17 protein-coding genes and 2 pseudogenes are annotated in these 16,939 nt (G+C 67.6%); 7 read left to right on the top strand and 12 right to left on the bottom strand.

Annotation, left to right across the window (positions count from 1 at the left end):
• From ACFYR3_RS42750 to ACFYR3_RS42720, 7 genes are all read right to left on the bottom strand, one after another.
• The coding region (locus ACFYR3_RS42750) for a transposase (RefSeq protein ID WP_389287669.1) at positions 1 to 269 on the bottom strand (269 nt) is incomplete at its 3' end.
• Positions 270 to 727: 458 nt separating this feature from the next.
• On the bottom strand, positions 728 to 1,846 hold the full coding sequence (gene tgmC, locus ACFYR3_RS42745; RefSeq protein WP_389287668.1) for an ATP-grasp peptide maturase system methyltransferase: 1,119 nt from the start codon (positions 1,844 to 1,846) through the stop codon (positions 728 to 730).
• Positions 1,843 to 2,790: an ATP-grasp ribosomal peptide maturase gene (gene tgmB, locus ACFYR3_RS42740; protein WP_389287666.1), complete on the bottom strand. Its 948-nt coding sequence runs from the start codon at positions 2,788 to 2,790 to the stop codon at positions 1,843 to 1,845. Before tgmB ends, tgmC begins: the two co-directional genes overlap by 4 nt.
• Entirely contained in the window at positions 2,787 to 3,083 is a 297-nt protein-coding gene (tgmA, locus tag ACFYR3_RS42735; RefSeq protein WP_389287664.1) for a putative ATP-grasp-modified RiPP, read from the bottom strand. The genes tgmB and tgmA overlap by 4 nt, the downstream gene beginning before the upstream one ends.
• A gap of 153 nt (positions 3,084 to 3,236) precedes the next feature.
• Positions 3,237 to 3,959 carry a hypothetical protein gene (locus ACFYR3_RS42730; RefSeq protein ID WP_389287662.1) on the bottom strand — a complete coding sequence of 241 codons (723 nt, stop codon included), beginning with the start codon at positions 3,957 to 3,959 and terminating at the stop codon, positions 3,237 to 3,239.
• Positions 3,956 to 4,369, bottom strand: a complete 414-nt coding sequence (locus ACFYR3_RS42725) for a DUF6415 family natural product biosynthesis protein (protein WP_389287660.1) — start codon at positions 4,367 to 4,369, stop codon at positions 3,956 to 3,958. The genes ACFYR3_RS42730 and ACFYR3_RS42725 overlap by 4 nt, the downstream gene beginning before the upstream one ends.
• Positions 4,366 to 4,836: an ATP-binding protein gene (locus tag ACFYR3_RS42720; RefSeq protein ID WP_389287658.1), complete on the bottom strand. Its 471-nt coding sequence runs from the start codon at positions 4,834 to 4,836 to the stop codon at positions 4,366 to 4,368. The genes ACFYR3_RS42725 and ACFYR3_RS42720 overlap by 4 nt, the downstream gene beginning before the upstream one ends.
• 255 nt (positions 4,837 to 5,091) lie before the next feature.
• Between ACFYR3_RS42720 and ACFYR3_RS42715 the strand changes: the two genes are divergently transcribed.
• Positions 5,092 to 6,417 (top strand): DNA-binding protein, encoded by a 1,326-nt coding sequence (locus ACFYR3_RS42715; RefSeq protein ID WP_389287656.1) that lies wholly within the window; start codon positions 5,092 to 5,094, stop codon positions 6,415 to 6,417.
• On the opposite strand, the gene ACFYR3_RS42710 is transcribed toward ACFYR3_RS42715, so the two are convergent.
• On the bottom strand, positions 6,418 to 7,431 hold the full coding sequence (locus tag ACFYR3_RS42710) for an NAD-dependent epimerase/dehydratase family protein (protein WP_389287654.1): 1,014 nt from the start codon (positions 7,429 to 7,431) through the stop codon (positions 6,418 to 6,420).
• A gap of 236 nt (positions 7,432 to 7,667) precedes the next feature.
• Here ACFYR3_RS42710 and ACFYR3_RS42705 point away from each other — a divergent pair, with 236 nt between their 5' ends.
• The gene (locus tag ACFYR3_RS42705) at positions 7,668 to 8,615 is read left to right on the top strand and encodes a 5'-nucleotidase (protein ID WP_389287652.1); all 948 of its coding nucleotides are present in this window, start codon (positions 7,668 to 7,670) and stop codon (positions 8,613 to 8,615) included.
• 734 nt (positions 8,616 to 9,349) lie between these two features.
• Here ACFYR3_RS42705 and ACFYR3_RS42700 read toward each other — a convergent pair.
• Together ACFYR3_RS42700 and ACFYR3_RS42695 are read right to left on the bottom strand one after the other, a co-directional pair.
• Positions 9,350 to 9,640, bottom strand: a pseudogene (locus ACFYR3_RS42700) (transposase); the annotation flags it as partial.
• A 144-nt stretch (positions 9,641 to 9,784) separates the two neighbouring features.
• The gene (locus ACFYR3_RS42695) at positions 9,785 to 10,777 is read right to left on the bottom strand and encodes a hypothetical protein (protein WP_389287650.1); all 993 of its coding nucleotides are present in this window, start codon (positions 10,775 to 10,777) and stop codon (positions 9,785 to 9,787) included.
• A 207-nt stretch (positions 10,778 to 10,984) separates the two neighbouring features.
• Here ACFYR3_RS42695 and ACFYR3_RS42690 point away from each other — a divergent pair.
• Positions 10,985 to 11,164, top strand: a pseudogene (locus ACFYR3_RS42690) (transposase); the annotation flags it as partial.
• Between the two features lie 165 nt (positions 11,165 to 11,329).
• Here ACFYR3_RS42690 and ACFYR3_RS42685 read toward each other — a convergent pair.
• A complete protein-coding gene (locus ACFYR3_RS42685) occupies positions 11,330 to 11,941 on the bottom strand; it encodes an IS3 family transposase (protein ID WP_389287671.1) in 612 nt (203 codons plus the stop codon).
• Between the two features lie 23 nt (positions 11,942 to 11,964).
• Complete coding sequence (locus ACFYR3_RS42680) at positions 11,965 to 12,270, bottom strand: transposase (protein ID WP_355847415.1); 306 nt, start codon at positions 12,268 to 12,270, stop codon at positions 11,965 to 11,967.
• Between the two features lie 568 nt (positions 12,271 to 12,838).
• Between ACFYR3_RS42680 and ACFYR3_RS42675 the strand changes: the two genes are divergently transcribed.
• The 4 genes from ACFYR3_RS42675 to ACFYR3_RS42660 all read left to right on the top strand — a co-directional run bounded on the left by ACFYR3_RS42675 (position 12,839) and on the right by ACFYR3_RS42660 (position 16,748).
• Positions 12,839 to 13,888 (top strand): NucA/NucB deoxyribonuclease domain-containing protein, encoded by a 1,050-nt coding sequence (locus ACFYR3_RS42675; RefSeq protein ID WP_389287648.1) that lies wholly within the window; start codon positions 12,839 to 12,841, stop codon positions 13,886 to 13,888.
• A gap of 85 nt (positions 13,889 to 13,973) precedes the next feature.
• A complete protein-coding gene (locus ACFYR3_RS42670) occupies positions 13,974 to 14,567 on the top strand; it encodes a hypothetical protein (RefSeq protein ID WP_355857306.1) in 594 nt (197 codons plus the stop codon).
• Positions 14,568 to 14,981: 414 nt separating this feature from the next.
• Entirely contained in the window at positions 14,982 to 15,674 is a 693-nt protein-coding gene (locus tag ACFYR3_RS42665) for an SUKH-4 family immunity protein (RefSeq protein ID WP_355857303.1), read from the top strand.
• 159 nt (positions 15,675 to 15,833) lie between these two features.
• Positions 15,834 to 16,748: a hypothetical protein gene (locus ACFYR3_RS42660; RefSeq protein ID WP_389287646.1), complete on the top strand. Its 915-nt coding sequence runs from the start codon at positions 15,834 to 15,836 to the stop codon at positions 16,746 to 16,748.
• Positions 16,749 to 16,939 lie beyond the last annotated feature (191 nt).

The raw sequence follows: 16,939 nt of genomic DNA, 5'->3' as shown, positions 1-16,939 counted from the left end.
AGGACCAGACGATGGAGCTTCGCCCACACCCGGGCCTTCGACCACTCGGTGAAACGCCGGTGGGCCGTGGGTCCCGAAGGGCCGAACGAGGCAGACGGCAACTGCTGCCACGTGCAGCCCGACGTGGCCACGAACACGATCGCGGCCAGCACCTCCCGATCCCCGTGCCGACGCCGGCCACCTCCCTGAGGCCGACTCGGCGCCTCCGGCACCACCCGCTGGAACAACTCCCACAACTCATCCGGCACCAGCCGCTCAACAATCCCCACACCGGAAGCCTACCGAACACCCCAAATGAGATGACCTCTTAGGGTCCGGCATGACTTCCCCCTTGTTGCGGTTGATGATCCGGGGAGGTGGTGTCACCGGGCCCGGAGGCATCGACGGACCGCTGATGAGGGGCTTGAGCACCGGCTTCACCCGACCCGGAAGAGCTCTCCGTAACGTGGGTGTGGCAGCTCGGTGCCGAGGCAAGGCCGGACGAAAGCGTCAGCGGAGGGGCCTGCATGCGCGGGGATGGTCACCGACCGGGCGCCTGGCCGTGACCGCCGTCGAACGAGCCTGGTCGGGGGGACACCCAGCACAGGCGGGCGGAGACATCCGGTTCGTAGCCGTAGTTGATGCCCTTGGCGCAGAACGGCTGATCGCGGAGGTTCTGGTGGACGGCGAGCCCCGTTCATCCACCCGTGGTGGGAGTGGATGAGCGGGGTCGGTCAGGGTGGGCCAACTACCAGTGAAGGCTCTGTCTGTCCGGGGTGACAGTGATGGTGAATTCCTCCAGTGCGGGGGTGCCGGCTGCGTGCCAGCGGCCGAGGTGTTCTTCGATGGAGTCCCAGAGATTTTCGGGGCCGTCCTGGCGGACGACCCATCTGCCGCTGTCGTCGTAGAGGGCGGCCCAGGAGCCCGATGCGACGTCGATCAGTACCTCTTCGGCGGAGCCCTCCCGGTTCATCGTCAGCCGTTGTGCCTGAGGTGCGGCGCTCTGCACGACGAACCGGGTGGCCCAGTCGGACAGCACGTCGGGGCCGATGACGGCCTCCCGCTCCTTGCCCCTGCTCAGGTCGGGCAGGAGTCCGAGGGGCGGTGGTGTGTGGGGGCGGGCGAGCATGAAACTGACCTGGCCGCCCAACAAGGGGCCGGATGCCGTTCCGTCGTCGTGGACGGTCAGCCGTGCCAGTTCCGAGGCACCCAGCCAGCCTCCGAGGGTGGTCAGGATCAGACCGCCGGGCTTCGTCTGCTCGATCCACGCAGTCGGCACCGTGCGCACTGCGCAGGTCGCGACGATGCGGTCGTAGGGGGCCGACTCGGCACAGCCCAGCAGTCCGTCGCCGGTGACGAGGCTGGGGAACATGTCCTGGCGGGCCAGGGCGGTACGTGCGCGGGCGGCAACGTCCTCGTCGTACTCGACGGAAGTGACGCGGCTTGCGCCCAGGCGGGCGCAGAGCAGGGCGGTCGAGTATCCGGTGCCGGTGCCGATCTCCATTACCTGCGAGCCGGGTTCGACGTGGAGGTCCTCCAGCATGCGCAGCACGAGGGACGGCAGTGTGCTGGAACTGGTCGGCTCTCGCATGATCTGGCCTTGGATGTCGGTCGGCACGATGGTGCCGGCGATCTGGGTGATCAGCGATTCGTCCTGATAGCACGTCGCGAGCCAGTCGTCGTCGCCGCCCAGGACCGGTTCCCATGCGGCGGGCACTGCCCCTTTCACCCGGCGGAAGAACCCGCCCAGGAGGAACTCGTGCCGTTGGACTGCTGCGGCGGCGTCCTTCCACGGCATGGTGCGCAGTCTGCCGCCCGCGGTCAGGGTGTCGAGGAGTTGCTGGTGGAGCTGTGCCGGGTCGCTCACGTCGTCCTCTCCAGAAGGTCTGCCAGGGCCGCGCGCATCGGCAGGCCCGTTTCGGGCTCCAGCCAGTACCACTGGCCGGACGGGTTGCATTCCAGGAACCACCATTGCCCGTCGGTATCGACGGCGAAGTCGAAGGCCCCGAAGACGAGACCGAAGCGGGCCAGGTAGCGGTGGAGCGACTGTTCGATCTGCGGCGGCGGTTCGACGGGGGTGTAGCGCAGCCGGCTGTAGTCGGTGCGCCAGTCCAGGAGGTCGGAGTCGATACGGACGCAGAACGTCCTGGTGCCGATGACGGTCACGCGTACGTCGGCGGTTTTCCGGATGCGTTGCTGGAAGAGGTGCGCTGTGCCGGCCACACGGTCGTCTATGTCCTTGGCTTGTACGTCGGCGACCTCGACAACGGAGGAGACACCGTCGATCAGGTATACCGGGTTCCACAGCGGCTTGTAGAGGACCGGGTCGTGGCGTTTGACGAACGCCCTGGCGGCGTCGGGGTCTGAGGTGACGAGGGTGGGTGGGACGAGGAAGCCCGATTCCACGGCCGCGGCGAGGCCTGACGGCTTGAACTCGGCGTCCCCGATGCGGTGCGGGTGGTTGACGTAGAGGCAGCCGGGCAGTGCGGCCAGTACGCCGCCGAGCCCGTATCGGGCCTGGGTGAGGGCGAACCGCGCGTCCTGCTCGCTCAGGTGGGAGAAGGCGAAGCCTGTGGGCCGGCGGTAGTACAGGGCCCGCACCTGGGCCAGGTCGGCCGTGCGTGATGGGGTGTGCAGGTGTCCGCGGAGGCCGTGCGGAGTGATCTCCGCCTCGAGGGACAGCGATAAAGGGAAGTCCCCCGAGTCGAGCCGCACGACCGGGACATCCCGGCAGTGCAGCTCGTTGATTACCACGTCGGCGGTGGGGTCGTGCAATCCGGTGACGACCAGTACCGGGCGCGGGTCACTCACTGGTCGCTGTCGCTTCCCTGGTCGGAGTCCGTGGTTCCCTGCCCCTGCCCGTCGGGGCTGGTGCCGGTCGACGGGGTGGTGCCGGTGCTGGTGCCGTGGCCGGGCATCTCCATCACCTGCCCGAGGCCGTCGAAGAACACGGCGGTCTGGGTGACCGGGTCCAGCTCGGCGCGCGTGTAGCCCGGCACCATCGTCGGATACGGCACCATGCGAGCCACTCCCCACGGCAGCGGAGCGGCGATCCCGGCCGGGAGGGCGGGACCGGTGGGCAGACGGTCAGCGTGAACGTACATCTTGGCTCCTTCGAGATTGCAGCAATGGACCCGGCGCGGGGAGCGGGGGTGTGCGTCGCCCAGGGGAGTGGCGGGTACGTCTCCCCGTGCCGGGGGCTGGTGCCGCCTGGTGGCCGCGGGCCCGAGGGGAGCGTCCGGGCCACCAGGCGGGGCTCAGGGGGCGGCGTCGAGCTCCCGTATCAGCTCGTGCACGGTGAGGATGGTGAACGAGGAGAGTCGGCGCACGAGTTGGGAGGCCAGGCAGGTGGGCAGGTTGGGGTGTCCGTAGGGCAGGGGCATGTCGGGCTGGGCGATGACGTGGATGCCGTGTTCGGGGCTGTAGCCGTAGATGACGCCGATGACCCCGTACAGCGGTGCACTGTGGGCGAGGAAGACCCGTGGCTGGTCTGTGAGGTGGGGGCAGAGCCGGGCGGCGGCTTGGACGTGGCGGGCGCACACGGGCGGTTGGTTGGTCAGCACCGTGTCGGCCTCGGGGTCGAGGTCGTGCGGCCCGGCGAGGAACACGGTGCCCAGGCGGGTGCGAGCGGGTCCGGTGCAGACCTGGCAGCGCAGGGACTGCATGGTGATGCGCTGGCGGAAAGGATGCATCATCTTCCACTCGGGTTCACCGGTGGGGCAGCCGTGCTCGTCGAGGGGATTGAAGGAGCAGCGGCCCCACAGCACGCCGTGCAGGTCGCGGTCGCGGGGGTCCTCGTCGAGGTAGCGCAACCGGTACCGGCCAGGGCCGGAACGCGTGAAGACGAAGTCGGCCGGCGCAGCCTCCTCGCCGCGGCGCTGGATGATGAAGGGGACCAGACACCCTCCGGTCGGCGTGCTCACGCGGCTGCTCCCTTCCGTGCTGGTGATGGTGGTCGTGGCGAGGCGTGGACTGGTCATGCCGCCTCCCTCAGGCAGCCCAGGGCGATCAGGCGCTCGAAGAGGTCATGGACGATCCAGCCCGTCCGGCGAAGCTGCCCCACCGCCCTCATGTAGTCACCGGGCAGCTCCTGGCAATGCACCGTGCGCGCTTGGGCGATGAGTTGGGCCGTGATTTCGTCGGCCTGGGCGGCGTCGGAGGCCACGGCGATGTCGACCAGGCGCGAGAGATGGCCACGCAGCCGCACGGCGATTACGGCCACCTGTCCCTCGATCGGCATGCATTCGTCCAGGACAGCGCTGACGTCATCGAGGAGGGTCCCGCCATCGAAGGGCTGCCATCGGCGGACCTTCACGAGCAGGGACTGCAGTCCATCGGCGTCCAACGGCGGCGTCCATACAGGCACCGGGCGCCGCAGGGCCGCGGTCACCGGTCCCCCTCCGGTAGCGCGACACGGCACCAGGCGCACGTGCCCCCCTGGTTGAACCCCCAGGTGCCGCCCAGGTCTGCCACCAAGGCGTCCACCAGGAGCAGACCGCGGCCGCATTCCCTGTCGGCAGTCGGACGTTGAGGATGCGGGACAACCGACGGTGTCTTGTCGTCGACCTCGAAGCAGAGCTCGCTCGGAGTAGACATCCAGCCCCGCACGACGATCGATTGGTGCCGTCCGGGTTGGACTGCGTTGGTACACAGTTCGGACATCACGAGCAATAGGTCGGCGATCAGCTCGTCCGGCACGCGGCAGCATCGGCTCCATGCCTGAGTGACCAGCCGTGCCGCTTCGACGCTGGCCGGCTCGGAGCGGATCACTACAGCGAAGCCGGGCAGGGTGTGCTGCCTGGCTTGTGGTGGAGACGCTTCCAACAGGCTGGTCGATCCGGTTTGTCTGGAGGGCATGGGGAGAACTCCCTGGTCACGTCCGAATACTCTCTGCGATGACTGGCCGACAGACTTCCCCCCGGACACGTGACTTCGCCATGCCTTCGAACGTGACCTCTGAATCACCGTCAGGCGACTGACGTAGCTCCGAGGTAGCTTTGAAGTGGCTTCTGGAAGTGCTGCGTTGTCTCGAAGGGCAACGGCGGTATCCCCTTCACCGAGAAGGGATCGAAATGCAGAACCGACCGCAGCGCCGCAGACAGGAGAGCGGGAATGAGGACTGAGCCCAAGACACTGCTCGCGTGGCTGTGCGACCGGGACAGGCTTCCCTACCGCCGGTTCGAGAAGAGATTCACCGAATACGGCCTGCGGCTCTTCGGGAACAGTCCTACCAACCCGACATGCGGCGAGACGCAGTTCCGACGGTGGACCGGCGGCAAATTACTGACGCTGCCCGGACCCGCAACCTGCCAGATCCTCGAGTCAATGTGGCCCGAGTACACCGCCGTCGAACTGTTCGGCCCCCCACCGCAGAGCGATCCCCAGGCACCCGCGTACGACCTGGAGCAGCGAGTTCGAATGACCGCAGAAGAAGCCCTTGAGGGCGCCGACACGACCGCGTCGGCGTCCGTTTCCGACAACACCATCGACGAGTTGCGCGACCAGGTGACGTCCTTGGCTCGTGGATACCACCTGATGCCGCCGACGCAGGCATACGAGACCGGCGATCACCTTCGTCTGGCGATCGAGCGCCAACGAGACCGAACCCAGGCCCCCGTTCAGCAGCAAGACCTCATGATCCTGAACGGGCAGACCGCTGCCCTGCTGTCCGTCGCCGCATTCGACCTCGGATACTTCCCCAGCGCCAGCAGCTTCGCGCGCACAGCATCGGTGTTCGGCGAGACCACTCGCTTCACACCGCTCCAGGCCTACGCCGACGGCACGTTGGCGTACATCGCCTACCACACGGGCAACCCAACCGAAGCGGTCGCGAAAGCCACGCGCGCACTGTCCTACAGCGGTCTCGGCGACGTCGCTCGCCGGCGTCTGCAAGCCATCAAGGCCCGCGCGCACGCACACCTCGGCGACGCGGCCGCCGCCCGCCAGGCAATCCGCCTCTCCACGGACGAGGCCTGGGACCGTCGCGACGAACTGCACGACGAGGTCGGCGGCGAGTTCGCCTTCACCCTGGAACGGCTGGCCATGTCCACGAGCACCACCGCCCTGCTCATCGGCGACGCCGCGCAGGCCGAGACGGACGCCCGTCGTGCTCTGGAACTTCTGGGGCAACGGCCACAGGATCAACAGTCGACTCACGTGAAGGCGAGCGCTGCCGCAGACCTCGCCCACGCCCGCATCCTGGCTGACGATGTGGACGGCGCAACTGACGCGATGACGCCGGTCTGGAGCGTGCCCGCCAACCAGCGCAAGACCGGCATTGTGGTGCGCACAGCCCGCACCAGAAGGCACCTGTCCAAGCCCGAATACCACGGCGCGCAGGTCCCCAAGACGCTGCGGGAACAGATCGAGGACTTCAACCGCGTGTCCCTGCCCCACCGCATCGGACCGTCCGTCGCTCTGCTCGCCATCGAAGGCTGATCACACCGAGGCGAGAATCTTCGCCTCCTTCTCCGGAGCGATCCCGTGCTCCGCCCACCGCGGGTGGTCCACGGGACGCCCGTCGCCCGCCCACCACCGCCACGTGTCCCTGATCGTCTCGGCCAGCGGCCGGCACTCGAGGCCCGCCGCCACGGCGCGACTGGAGTCGACGGCCCACACTCCGGCATGAGTGCGCCACAGCGGCAGCTCGGTCCACTGCTTCACGCCCTGCTCGGTGAGCACCGCGGGATCCACCCACACCGGCGCCCCGGCACCTCCTGTCTCCGCCAAGCAGGCGTCAAGGAAGCCCCTGAACGTGATGCCCTCCGGATGGGCCACGTTGAAACCTCCGCTCGCAGAGCCGGCTGCCTGAGCGAGGGCAAAGTCGGCCACGTCACGGACGTCGACAGGCTGGATGCGCTGTCCGGCCGGCGCCGGGGCAAGGAAGCGGCCGCCCCGCTTGGCTCGCGCCAACCACCAGGGAAGTCGACCCACATACTCGCCGGGTCCCAGAATCACGCCCGGACGCAGAAAGACCGCGGTGTCGCCGAAGACTTCGGTCACAGCGTGTTCGCTGCCTGCCTTCTGAAAGCCGTACTTGGTAGGGGAGCCGTCCGCACCGGTATAGCCGGAGGAATCGTCCGCATCCGGCGGGCAGTCGAGCAGCGGCGAGGCCTCGGTGAGCGAATGGTGCGGCCAGCCTTCATAGACGGACACAGTGGAGACGTGCACCCATCGCCGTACCGCCGGACGGAGCACGGTGGCCGCCATCAGAACGTCACGCGGCGGGAGTTCGGAACTCGACGTGTCGATCACTGCATCCCACGGCCCGCAGACGGCGAGGCGCTCTAGATCCGCGCGTCGCCCCCGGTCACCGTGGACTGGTTCAACGCCCTTCACATCACGGCCGGAACGGCCCCGGTTGAACGTGGTGACAACCCAGCCTCGCCCTAGCGCGCCCTCCGCGATGTGCTTGCCCAGGAACCACGTTCCGCCCATGACGAGAATCTTCATGGAGATGATCCTGCCGCGCGGGCCAGTTCAGAGGAAGAACGCTCTGCCGACTCGCAGTACTGGCTCCCCCAAGTCCCTGACGACATCGACGGCGACTGGCAGTGACTCGACGGGGGTACAGGGTGTCGGCGTCGCATGCCGTTCCGTTCTGCCCTATCCGTACCGCCAGGGGTCCGGAGGAAGCGAAGTGGAGCACCATGTGGACGTGTGCATGAATGGGTCCTGGGGAGGGCGCGGTGGCCGTCTACGAACTCAAGAACCGCCTGGTCGTTGGTATCGCCTCCAGCGCACTGTTCGGCCTGGCAGAGGCGGATGCCGTTTTCCGTGAACAGGGAGTGCAGGCTTACCGTGCCTACCAGGAAGAGCACTTGGACGACACGCTGGGCAAAGGGGTCGCCTTCCCCTTCGTTCGCAGGCTGCTGTCGCTGAACGACCTCTCACTCGATGACCCTCTGGTCGAGGTCATCATCCTGTCCCGCAATGATCCCGACACCGGGCTGCGGGTCATGCGGTCCATCCAGTCCCACGATCTGCCGATCAGTCGAGCCATCTTCATGCAGGGCCGTTCGCCCTACCGCTTCATGCCGGCCCTGAACATGTCCCTGTTCCTGTCCGCGAACGAGGACGATGTCCGTGAGGCCGTCGCGTTCGGGCTGCCCGCCGGCCGCGTGCTCGGCCCAGCCGGGACTGACGAGGACGACGACCAGGATCTGCGGATCGCCTTCGACTTCGACGGAATCCTCGCCGACGACGCCTCGGAACAGGTCTATCAGGCCGGCGGCATCGACGGCTTTCGCTTCCACGAGACGACGAACGCCGCAACTCCGCACGACCCGGGCCCCCTGCGGGACTTCCTCGCAGGCGTCAACCGGCTCCAGCAGCGCGAAGCAGAACGACGGTCAGAGGACGCCTACTACAAGATTCGCGTTCACGTCTCCCTCGTCACTGCCCGCGCCGCACCCGCTCACGAACGCCCGGTGCGCAGTCTGAAGAACTGGGGTGTGACCGTCAACGACGCCTTCTTCCTCGGCGGCATAGACAAGAGCACGATCATGGAGGTGCTCAGACCCCACATCTTCTTCGACGACCAGGTCGGCCACGTCACGGGCACCTCCCACAGCACGCCCAGTGTGCACGTTCCCTTCGGGAAGATAAACGAATCCGACGGCCCGGCGCCTGGGTAGGCGCAGCAGTGAGCCTTGCTCCGCATGCCGATTACCGACGAGGGTCGGAGCGAGGTCCTCCTGGTCCGCGACCGTTCCTCGTACGGGTACGGCAGGGCGTACCGGGAGATCAACCTCGGCTGCCAGTGACGACCAGCCCTACTGGGCCGCATCTGCGCCATCACGCTGCCCTGGCCCTACGCTGGCCGACTCAGCCCCGACTCCACCCGAGGAAAATGCGCCGTGTCCATGCACGGCCGTCACTTCCACGACCTCCCCGCCCGAGCGCGCCAGGCCATCGCCGACAAGACCGGCCCCGTCCACGCCGCACGCACCGCCGAGGGAGGAGCGAACTCGGGGATCGCGGCCTTTCATCGACACCGACGACGGCACCGCGGTGCAACGCCGCGAGGCTGCTGCAGGCCCGGGTCTGTGCAGCGAACGGCTCTGTCTCACATCCGGTGGTGACGGGCCGTCACACTGGTGGCGGCGAAGTCGAAGTCGCCAACTCTGCAGGTCAAAGGGACCGAATGGCATCCGATCGGGTGTCGGCCTGAACGTCTGACGCCCGCCGAGCCTGGGTCATCAGGCCACGGATGTCTGTAGCGCCAACCCGAGAACACCCAGGCCGGAGCACCCTGTCTGCGCCGGACCGTCACCGCTGGTGAAAGCTGGAACACTCTGTCACCACCGGATGTGAGACAGAGCCGAACGTGAGACAGATCCTGATTCATGACACTTCCAGGCACAGCGAGGCGAGGGGGTCGGGCTTCGTAGAAGGTGCCGTCGCGGAGCATGGCGAACAGCACGCTGATGCGGTGGCGGGCGAGCCGGAGGAGAGCTTGCGTGTGGGTCGTGCCTCTGGCGCGACATCGGTCGTAGTAGGTGCGGGAGGCGGGATCGTGCAGGGCCGCGAACGCGGACAGGAACATCGCTCTCTTCAGCTGCCGGTTGCCGCCGCGGGGAGCGTGTTCGCCATGGATCGATGTCCCTGACGACTTCGTCGTCGGGGCGAGGCCGGCGTAGGAGGCGAGATGGGCGGCGCTGCGAGTGGTGCCGTCAGTTGTTCACGGCTTGGGGGGCACCCAGATCCATGGTCGAGTGATGTTCACGAGTGTTGAAGTCACTGCGGGCCTTGCCTCGGGAGCATCGAGGTGCTCCTGGTGAAAGGCCTTCCTGAACAGGCAGGTTCACGGGCGACGGCCCACCCGCTCGGCGGACTGCTGGGCGCTGCCGGGCACGCTCACCCGCCTACGTTCGCCGCGTACCAGCGTCCGCATGATCCCCGCCCCCGTCAGCACGGCCGTGACGTGCAGCGCCACGGCGACCGCGAGGTTCTCCGGGTAGCCGACGTCGCTCGGGTGCGCCAGCGCCACGTACACCGTGGCCGGCAGCCTCCAGCCGCTCCACGCGCACATCGAGCCCGATCCCAGCCACGCCAACGCAAGCAGGAGCGGATACGGCAACCGGGTCGACCGGCGCCGGACGAGAGCCAGTACGGCGGCGGACCCGACGAGAGCCCAGCACGCGCTGACCCCGACCAGCACATGCCAACTGGCCTGCCGCTCATCGCGGTGCGCGATGCCCAGGGGGCCACCGGCCGCCCAGTAGAGCCAGGCCAGGCCGGTCACAGCCCCGGTCACGGCAGGCCACACCGCTCCTGAGGAGGTGCGGGTGCGGGGCCGCTCCGGCCGGCGCAGCGCGTGGGGCCAACGCCGCCACAGATAGGCGGGAAGTGCGATGGCCAGCGCGATCCCGGTTCCCACGAAGCTGCACTGGAGCAGCACCGCTTCCCAGCCCGGCATCGCCGCGTCACCCCCTGAGGTCCTTGAGCCTCCCGAACTGCTCGTCCCGGAGTTCACAAGCGCGCTGACGACCACGAACGGCAGGATCGACACCAAGAACCCCGACCCGACCCAGGCGAAGAATCCCACCAGCCAGCCGGGGATCCGCATCCCCCATGGCCGCACCAGCGCCAGCCCCAGCGTGATCCCGGCCGCAGCCATCCCGATCGTGACAGTGTTGAGCACCAGCCACCCGCCCAGGCTGAACCCCCGCCCGACCGGCAGCAGCCCCAGTAACGAACCGACCACCCACGACACCTTGATCACCAAATACGGCACGAGGGCCGCCGCAGCCCCGTACGCCGCCGCACGCCCGAACCGGTCCCAACGCTCCACCATGTCTCCCTCCGCTGGAGATCCCCATCCTCCGGCGCCCGCACCCCCTCCGCATCAGCCCCCAGGCTCGTCCCCGTCCCCCGCTGGTCTGACTCGCCCCTCCGCCCTGCAGGCCCCCCGCATGCGCACCACGGCGTTGCGGCCCGAGCCGCATGCAGGCACCGGAGCATCCCGAAGTCATCGCAGTTGACCATCAGCAGCCGGGCATCGGGCATCTTCCCCGACCGCACCGCCCTGATCCGGCTGGTCGGCGCTGTCCTGGCCGAGCAGAACGACGAATGGACCGAGGCCCGCCGCTACATGGGCCGCGAACTCCTCGCCAAGGCCCGCCTGCACCCGATCGAGTCAGAAACCGACGAGAACGAGCTGCCCACCGAACTCACCGCATAGCCTCAAATACGAGATCACCGAGTGGCCGTCGATACACCACTCCAGCGGACGTGACCACCTCGGTGAGCCACTCAACTCCAGGCTCACCGACAGGGAGACGCATTCCCGCCGCCACTACCTACACTGTTCGCCGGACATACCAGCGATCACGTGTTGCGACGATCCCTAGAATCCGCCTTCGCTGCCGCGGTCGGTGTGCATGATGCAGCCGTCTTCCAGGCCGCCGCGTCCGGCCGCCATCCGCAGGGCGGCGACTGGCAGTTCGGCGCGGTGGTGGTCGGCCATCGCCCAGCCGGTCACCTCCCGCGTCGCGAGATCGATGCAGGTCGCCAGATACATCTTCCCTTCCAGCGTGACGAGTTCGGTCATGTCGCCAACGAGCCGCATCCCGGGGCGGGGTGCGGTGAAGTCCCGGCCGATCAGATCGGCGGCGAACACCGCCCGCTTCGCCTGCCGGGTCAGGCCCCGACGCCGGCGCCGGGTAATCCCGACGATCCGGTGCTTGCGCATCAGCCGCTCGATCTTCTTCGAGTTCACCACCTGTCCGGCCCGCCGCAGGGCGGCGTGGATCCGCAGGGCCCCGTAGGCACCACGTGATCCGGCATGGAGCACTCGGATCTCGTCCACCAGGCGTTCCTCCTCGCGCCGAGCGGCCCGGCGGGCCGATGCGGCCGCCTGGTGCGCGTAGTAGGTCGAGCGCGGCACTCCCAGCGCACGACATAGCAGCGCAACACTGTGACCTGCAGGTTTTCCGGTCGATGCCTTCTCCGCGTCGATGAAGCGGCACCGCGCGGCGGTGTCTACCTCAACTTGTCCTGCGCGAAGAAGGCGGTCGCTTTTCCCAGAACGTCGACCGTCTTCTCCAGCTCGCGGACCTTGCGCCGCAGCTGGGCGAGCTCTTCCCGCTCGGCGCTGGCCAGAGCCCCGGAAGGGCCCTCGCCACGATCGACCTTGGCCTGCTTCACCCAGCCACGCAGACCCTCCGGGCTCACCCCCAGATCCCGGGCGACCTCGGTGACCGTCTTGTCCGACGACAACGCCAGCGCGACGGCATCACGCTTGAACTCCGCCGTGTACCGCTTGCTCGTATTGCTCTTCTTGCTCACTACCTGCGACTGCTTCCTCCGGAACCTTCCGTCCCAGTATCAGGCTGTCCAGGTCAAAGGGGGAGCTTCACAGGGGCAAGACACGGAAGGTGGGTCAACACCGGTGTGGTCCAGGTCGAATATCACGACTACGTGATGGCCGGAAGGCCAGCAAACAGCTGACCAGATGGACATTCCTGGCCCGTGCCGCCGCTCAGACCTTGACGACAGGCCCAATCACGGAACTGCGGGCGGAGCCAAATCCAGATATCGCCGCAACCGTAAAGCAGCCGTCCGTCAGCGGCCGGAAGCGTGGGGTTCCAGCAAACCCGGGGCGATTCACTTCGGCGTTGTCCACAGACGGCAGGGTGCCAGTGGTCCGGTCGCATCACTCGTCTACGGGGAGCGCGGTGCCGGTCTCGGCAATATCGCCTGTCAATGCGTGACACCCGCTCACCTGTGACTGAAACAGACCAAAACGGTGTGCAGTCTTTACGTTGCTGGTGCTTGGATGGCGTCAACGCGACGGGGGTACGCGTGAGTTGACGTTGTGCCTCCGTTGGTTGAGACCAACAACCGGGGGTACAACGTGAAATCGAGAAAGCTGCTCACGACGGGGGCCGTGGCGCTGGGGCTGCTGGTGACAGCCGCCGCTCCGTCAGCGTTAGCTGCGGCCGGCCAGTCGGGTGTCGGACAGCTGCGCGTCACCATCGGCCGGCCCGGGTCCCGGGCGAGCGCTCTGGCCAGCCAGGCCGTGAATGCGTCCTGCACCGTCAACCGCGTCACGGTCAACCGCTTCAGCGAGTGCGAATGGGTCACCGTCCATCTCGACGTCGTGAAAGTCGTCAACGGGAGCCCGGTCCTTGAGGGCACCGCCGACTTCAGCGTCAAGCACCAGATGACGCTCAAGACCAACTCCGCCAACTGGAGTGAGAAGTTCACCATCTCCAAGGCGGCGACCACCGGCCAGGGCAGGGGCGTGGCCGTCAAGTTCTCCGCCACCTCCGGCGGCGGCACCCGTGCCACCGTGCACTTCCAGCAGGGCCACACCCTCGACAGCGCGGCCAGCGGCAGCGTCGACTACAAGACCGCTGCGATCGCCCCGAAGAAGATCAACCCCAAGGCGAAGACCACCTACGGCTACACCTTCACCAAGGCCGGCTACAGCCCCGCCGGCGTCTCCTACGCCTCCGCCGTCTACCGGTGCGACAACTACTACGGCAGCACCCGGGCCAGCCGGTCCGGATGCGCCATCCCCGAAGCGCCCACCGGGGTGAGCATGGTCGGCCTGGCCCGGATCGACGAGGGCATCCGCAACCTCCGCTCCCGCGGCGGCCATTACGGCGACCCGAACGGCGGCAAGCCCCTGCACTGGATGATCAACAGGACGCAGGAGGCCCGCAACCGGGCCGCGGTGTGCCCGCGGACCGCGCCGGCGGACATGCGGCGCGCCGGCCGCACCTCGTGTGACGAGTACCCGTTCGCTTCCACCTACGAGGGCGGCACCGCCCTTGCTGCCGCCCAGAGGGAGATCACCTGGGTCAAGGTGAATGAGAACAAGTCCCAGGGCGGACGCATCACCGCATGGCGCGGCCAGATGCACGTCATGGATCACGACCCGTTCTACGTGATCGCCTGAGCACCACGACAGTGACCGCAAGACTTGGGTGCCCCTTCCCGCATCGCCGGGAGGGGGCACCCTGCCCCGTTCAAGGAGACTCCGCATGCTGGTCCGTGCATCCTCGTTCACCGTCGACCTCGGCGAAGGCGGCTACCTGATCGGCTTCACCGACGACCACGAGTACCCCCAAGAGATGCCCTTCGGCTGGCGCTGCGGCCCGGCCACCGACGCCGGCGCCGTCGTCCTCACCACCACCGACACCGGCCCCCTCCAGCTGACCATCCAGCTCCACGACACCTTGCCGGCACCCGAAACCGGCGCCGAGTGGGAGCCCGCCGAGGAGATCAGCCTGCGGGCCGACCTCCCCGCCCTCCACGTCGCGACCCTCGAACAGGGCGACATCCTCGACGCGTGGCCGGACGAGGAACCCCCCCTGGAGTTCCCGTTCCCGTCCGACGGGTCGCACTGGGTGCGGATGCGCCTGTACTGCCACGCCGACGACCCCGAACCCGGCATCGGCGACCACGGAGAACGCCACCTGGTCCAACTCTGGCCCGCACCCCACACACCCCCCGTACACCCCGACATCACCGAAGCGGACCGCCAGGCACGCGCCGACTACGCCGCGGACATGGCCATGCCCGTGCAGGACTACACCACCATGTACACGGACACGCACCCCGGCGAACAAGACTGACACTCGCTCCTGCACCAGCCCGGCCGGCGCACCAGCACTGCGTGCCGCAATGCCGGTTTGGCTCGCGAGGAACGGCCAGCGGTCAGGCGTGACCGCGTAGGCGGTGAAGGCCCGGGAGAAGGCCTCATCCGGCTTCCACTCCAAGCTCGCAGTACACCAGGCCTCTACTCCCACACAGCGGGGGCCTCCGGCATCGGGGAGACAGCCGAGCACAGCGCCTGGACCAGCCCCTCCCGCGGACGGCCAACCGGCCGAAGTGGCGGGCCCGGCCGTATGCGTGCGGGCGCACAGCCCCCAGCGTCTGGGCGGCTGCCTACTCGGAGGCCTCCTTGATGCCGATCTCGAAATTTGGCTCTGACCGCGTTTCGTTAACGATCTTGAGTTGGGCTGGCGCGCCAAGGGATGCTGCAGGTTGTGAGGAACGAGCGCGGAGACAAGTGGGCGGCGGTGGAGGACGAACTGCGGTTCGTGCTGTCGCAGCCGCTGGCGCGGTTGGTCGCCACTGAGGATCGGCCACTGTCCGTCGGGGTAGCTCAGGAGTGGGACATCCCCCAGGGCGACCGGTTTGCCCTGGGCGAGTGGGGCCTGCCGCAACTGCCGCTCTTCACGCCCAGACCGCAGGCCGGACCGGATCCCGTCCGGGTACCAAATGTGGCAGGCGAGCACGAGCGCCGGCTGGTTAAGGACGGCCAGCGGCTCTACGACCTGGGATTCTGGGGGTCCAGCGAGGACAGTTTCGTCGTCGGCGTGGTTCCCGGCGATGGCCGTGTCCTGTGTCTTCTCCCCGCACCGATCACAGTCGACGACATCCCAGAGGTCCTCCGGCCCTACCATGCAGGCCTGCACAAACCGGCGGTCGCATTCTTCAGCTCCTCGGCTGCCCAGTACGTCGAGACTGCCTGGCGTTGGAGCGCGGCGATCCAGATCCTCCGGAAGGTCGAGGGACCTGCATACACGGCTTCAGAAGCGGACCATGTCCGCCACTACGACCGTCTCCATGCATGCGTGGAGCTTGTCGTGGACGCCGCGCGACGCCTCGACCATGCGGTCGCGGCTGAGGATTGTCAGTCGGTCTGGATCGAGCTGATTCGCGAGAACTCCATCTGATCTGGCAGCCACGAGCCTTCACGGAACTGATGCTGTTGGTGATCTTCACCTTGCCTGCTGCGGCGTATGGCTGGTCTTCCTCCCGTCTTGTTCCCATAGCCCACTGGAGTCGCTGACTCTGACGGGACGGTAGACCTGGACTGCGTGAGGAGAACCCGGATGAGCAGTGCGCGGAACACGGGCATGGAAGCATCGGCTGCCGGCGACGCGCGGACGTCGCGGACTCACGTCCCATCGGGCATGACGTCGTTCGACCACATCTACGATCAGCCGGATCCGCGGGCCTATTTCCGGGCGTTGGGCCCACTGGATTACCAGGTGCCCCATCACGGACAGAACATCTTCCGGCGGGCGCTCACGGCCTGCGGTCAGACAGTCCGCACGGCAGAACCGGTAACAGTGCTGGACATCTGCTGCTCGTACGGCATCAACGCGGCCCTCATCAACCATGAGGTGACACTGGACGACCTCTACTCCCACTACACGTCACCGCAGGCCACCGAGCTCACCACAGCCGAGCTGATCAAGTGGGACCGCAGCTACTACGCGGCTCGTCGACGCCATGACGTCGCACGGGTGATCGGACTCGATATGTCAGCGAACGCCATCTCCTACGCACGCGCGGCCGGCCTGCTGGACGAAGGCTTCGCCGAGAACCTCGAAACCGCGCCTCCTTCCCCTGCCCTGCTCCGCGCCGCGCGGCACACCCGGCTGATCACGATCACCGGAGGGGCGACCTTCCTGTCTGACCGCACTTTCCAGCGGCTCCTGGCCGGTGTCCACATCCCGGCGTGGGTTGCGGCCTTCGTGCTGCGCACGACCTCGTACGCGTCCATCGCAGCATGCCTGGCCTCACACGGCCTGGTCACCGAGAAGGCCACCACGCACACCTTCCCGCAACGACGCTTCACAGACGCGGATGAACAGCGGTACGCCATCCAAGCGGTGACCGCAGGCGGCGAGGACCCGTATGGGAAGGAGGCTGACGGCTACTTCCACACCACGCTGCACCTGTCGCGCCCTCCTGAGGATGTGAGGGCATTTCCGCTGACCGATCTGATGCCGAGTCTGTGAGACCAGTCCCGCCCCGCACGCGCCCGGGTGCAGATGAAGATCACCAACAGCGTCCGGAACTGCGGCCAGAGCCGTACGCGGGAACCAAGACCGCGACGACCAAGGACGGCGTGGAGACCTCGCTCGCCCTGAGGCCGGGGAACTATGCAGGCGTTGGACTGCGCCGTGGCGCCCCCGCATCGTGCCGTGCT

The organism is Streptomyces sp. NPDC005784, from assembly GCF_042871525.1.
Taxonomy (GTDB): Bacteria; Actinomycetota; Actinomycetes; order Streptomycetales; family Streptomycetaceae; genus Streptomyces.
Note: the sequence above shows the minus strand (reverse complement) of the source record. Positions and strands in the feature narration are given on the sequence as shown.

What these genes read in the sequence shown, in the direction of transcription:
- ACFYR3_RS42715 (WP_389287656.1), top strand. Translation starts at nt 5,092, where the DNA reads ATGAGGACTGAGCCCAAGACACTGCTCGCGTGGCTGTGCGACCGGGAC.
- ACFYR3_RS42720 (WP_389287658.1), bottom strand. Translation starts at nt 4,836, where the DNA reads ATGCCCTCCAGACAAACCGGATCGACCAGCCTGTTGGAAGCGTCTCCA.
- ACFYR3_RS42730 (WP_389287662.1), bottom strand. Translation starts at nt 3,959, where the DNA reads ATGACCAGTCCACGCCTCGCCACGACCACCATCACCAGCACGGAAGGG.
- tgmA (WP_389287664.1), bottom strand. Translation starts at nt 3,083, where the DNA reads ATGTACGTTCACGCTGACCGTCTGCCCACCGGTCCCGCCCTCCCGGCC.
- ACFYR3_RS42670 (WP_355857306.1), top strand. Translation starts at nt 13,974, where the DNA reads ATGCTGGTCCGTGCATCCTCGTTCACCGTCGACCTCGGCGAAGGCGGC.
- ACFYR3_RS42660 (WP_389287646.1), top strand. Translation starts at nt 15,834, where the DNA reads ATGAGCAGTGCGCGGAACACGGGCATGGAAGCATCGGCTGCCGGCGAC.
- ACFYR3_RS42710 (WP_389287654.1), bottom strand. Translation starts at nt 7,431, where the DNA reads ATGAAGATTCTCGTCATGGGCGGAACGTGGTTCCTGGGCAAGCACATC.
- ACFYR3_RS42695 (WP_389287650.1), bottom strand. Translation starts at nt 10,777, where the DNA reads ATGGTGGAGCGTTGGGACCGGTTCGGGCGTGCGGCGGCGTACGGGGCT.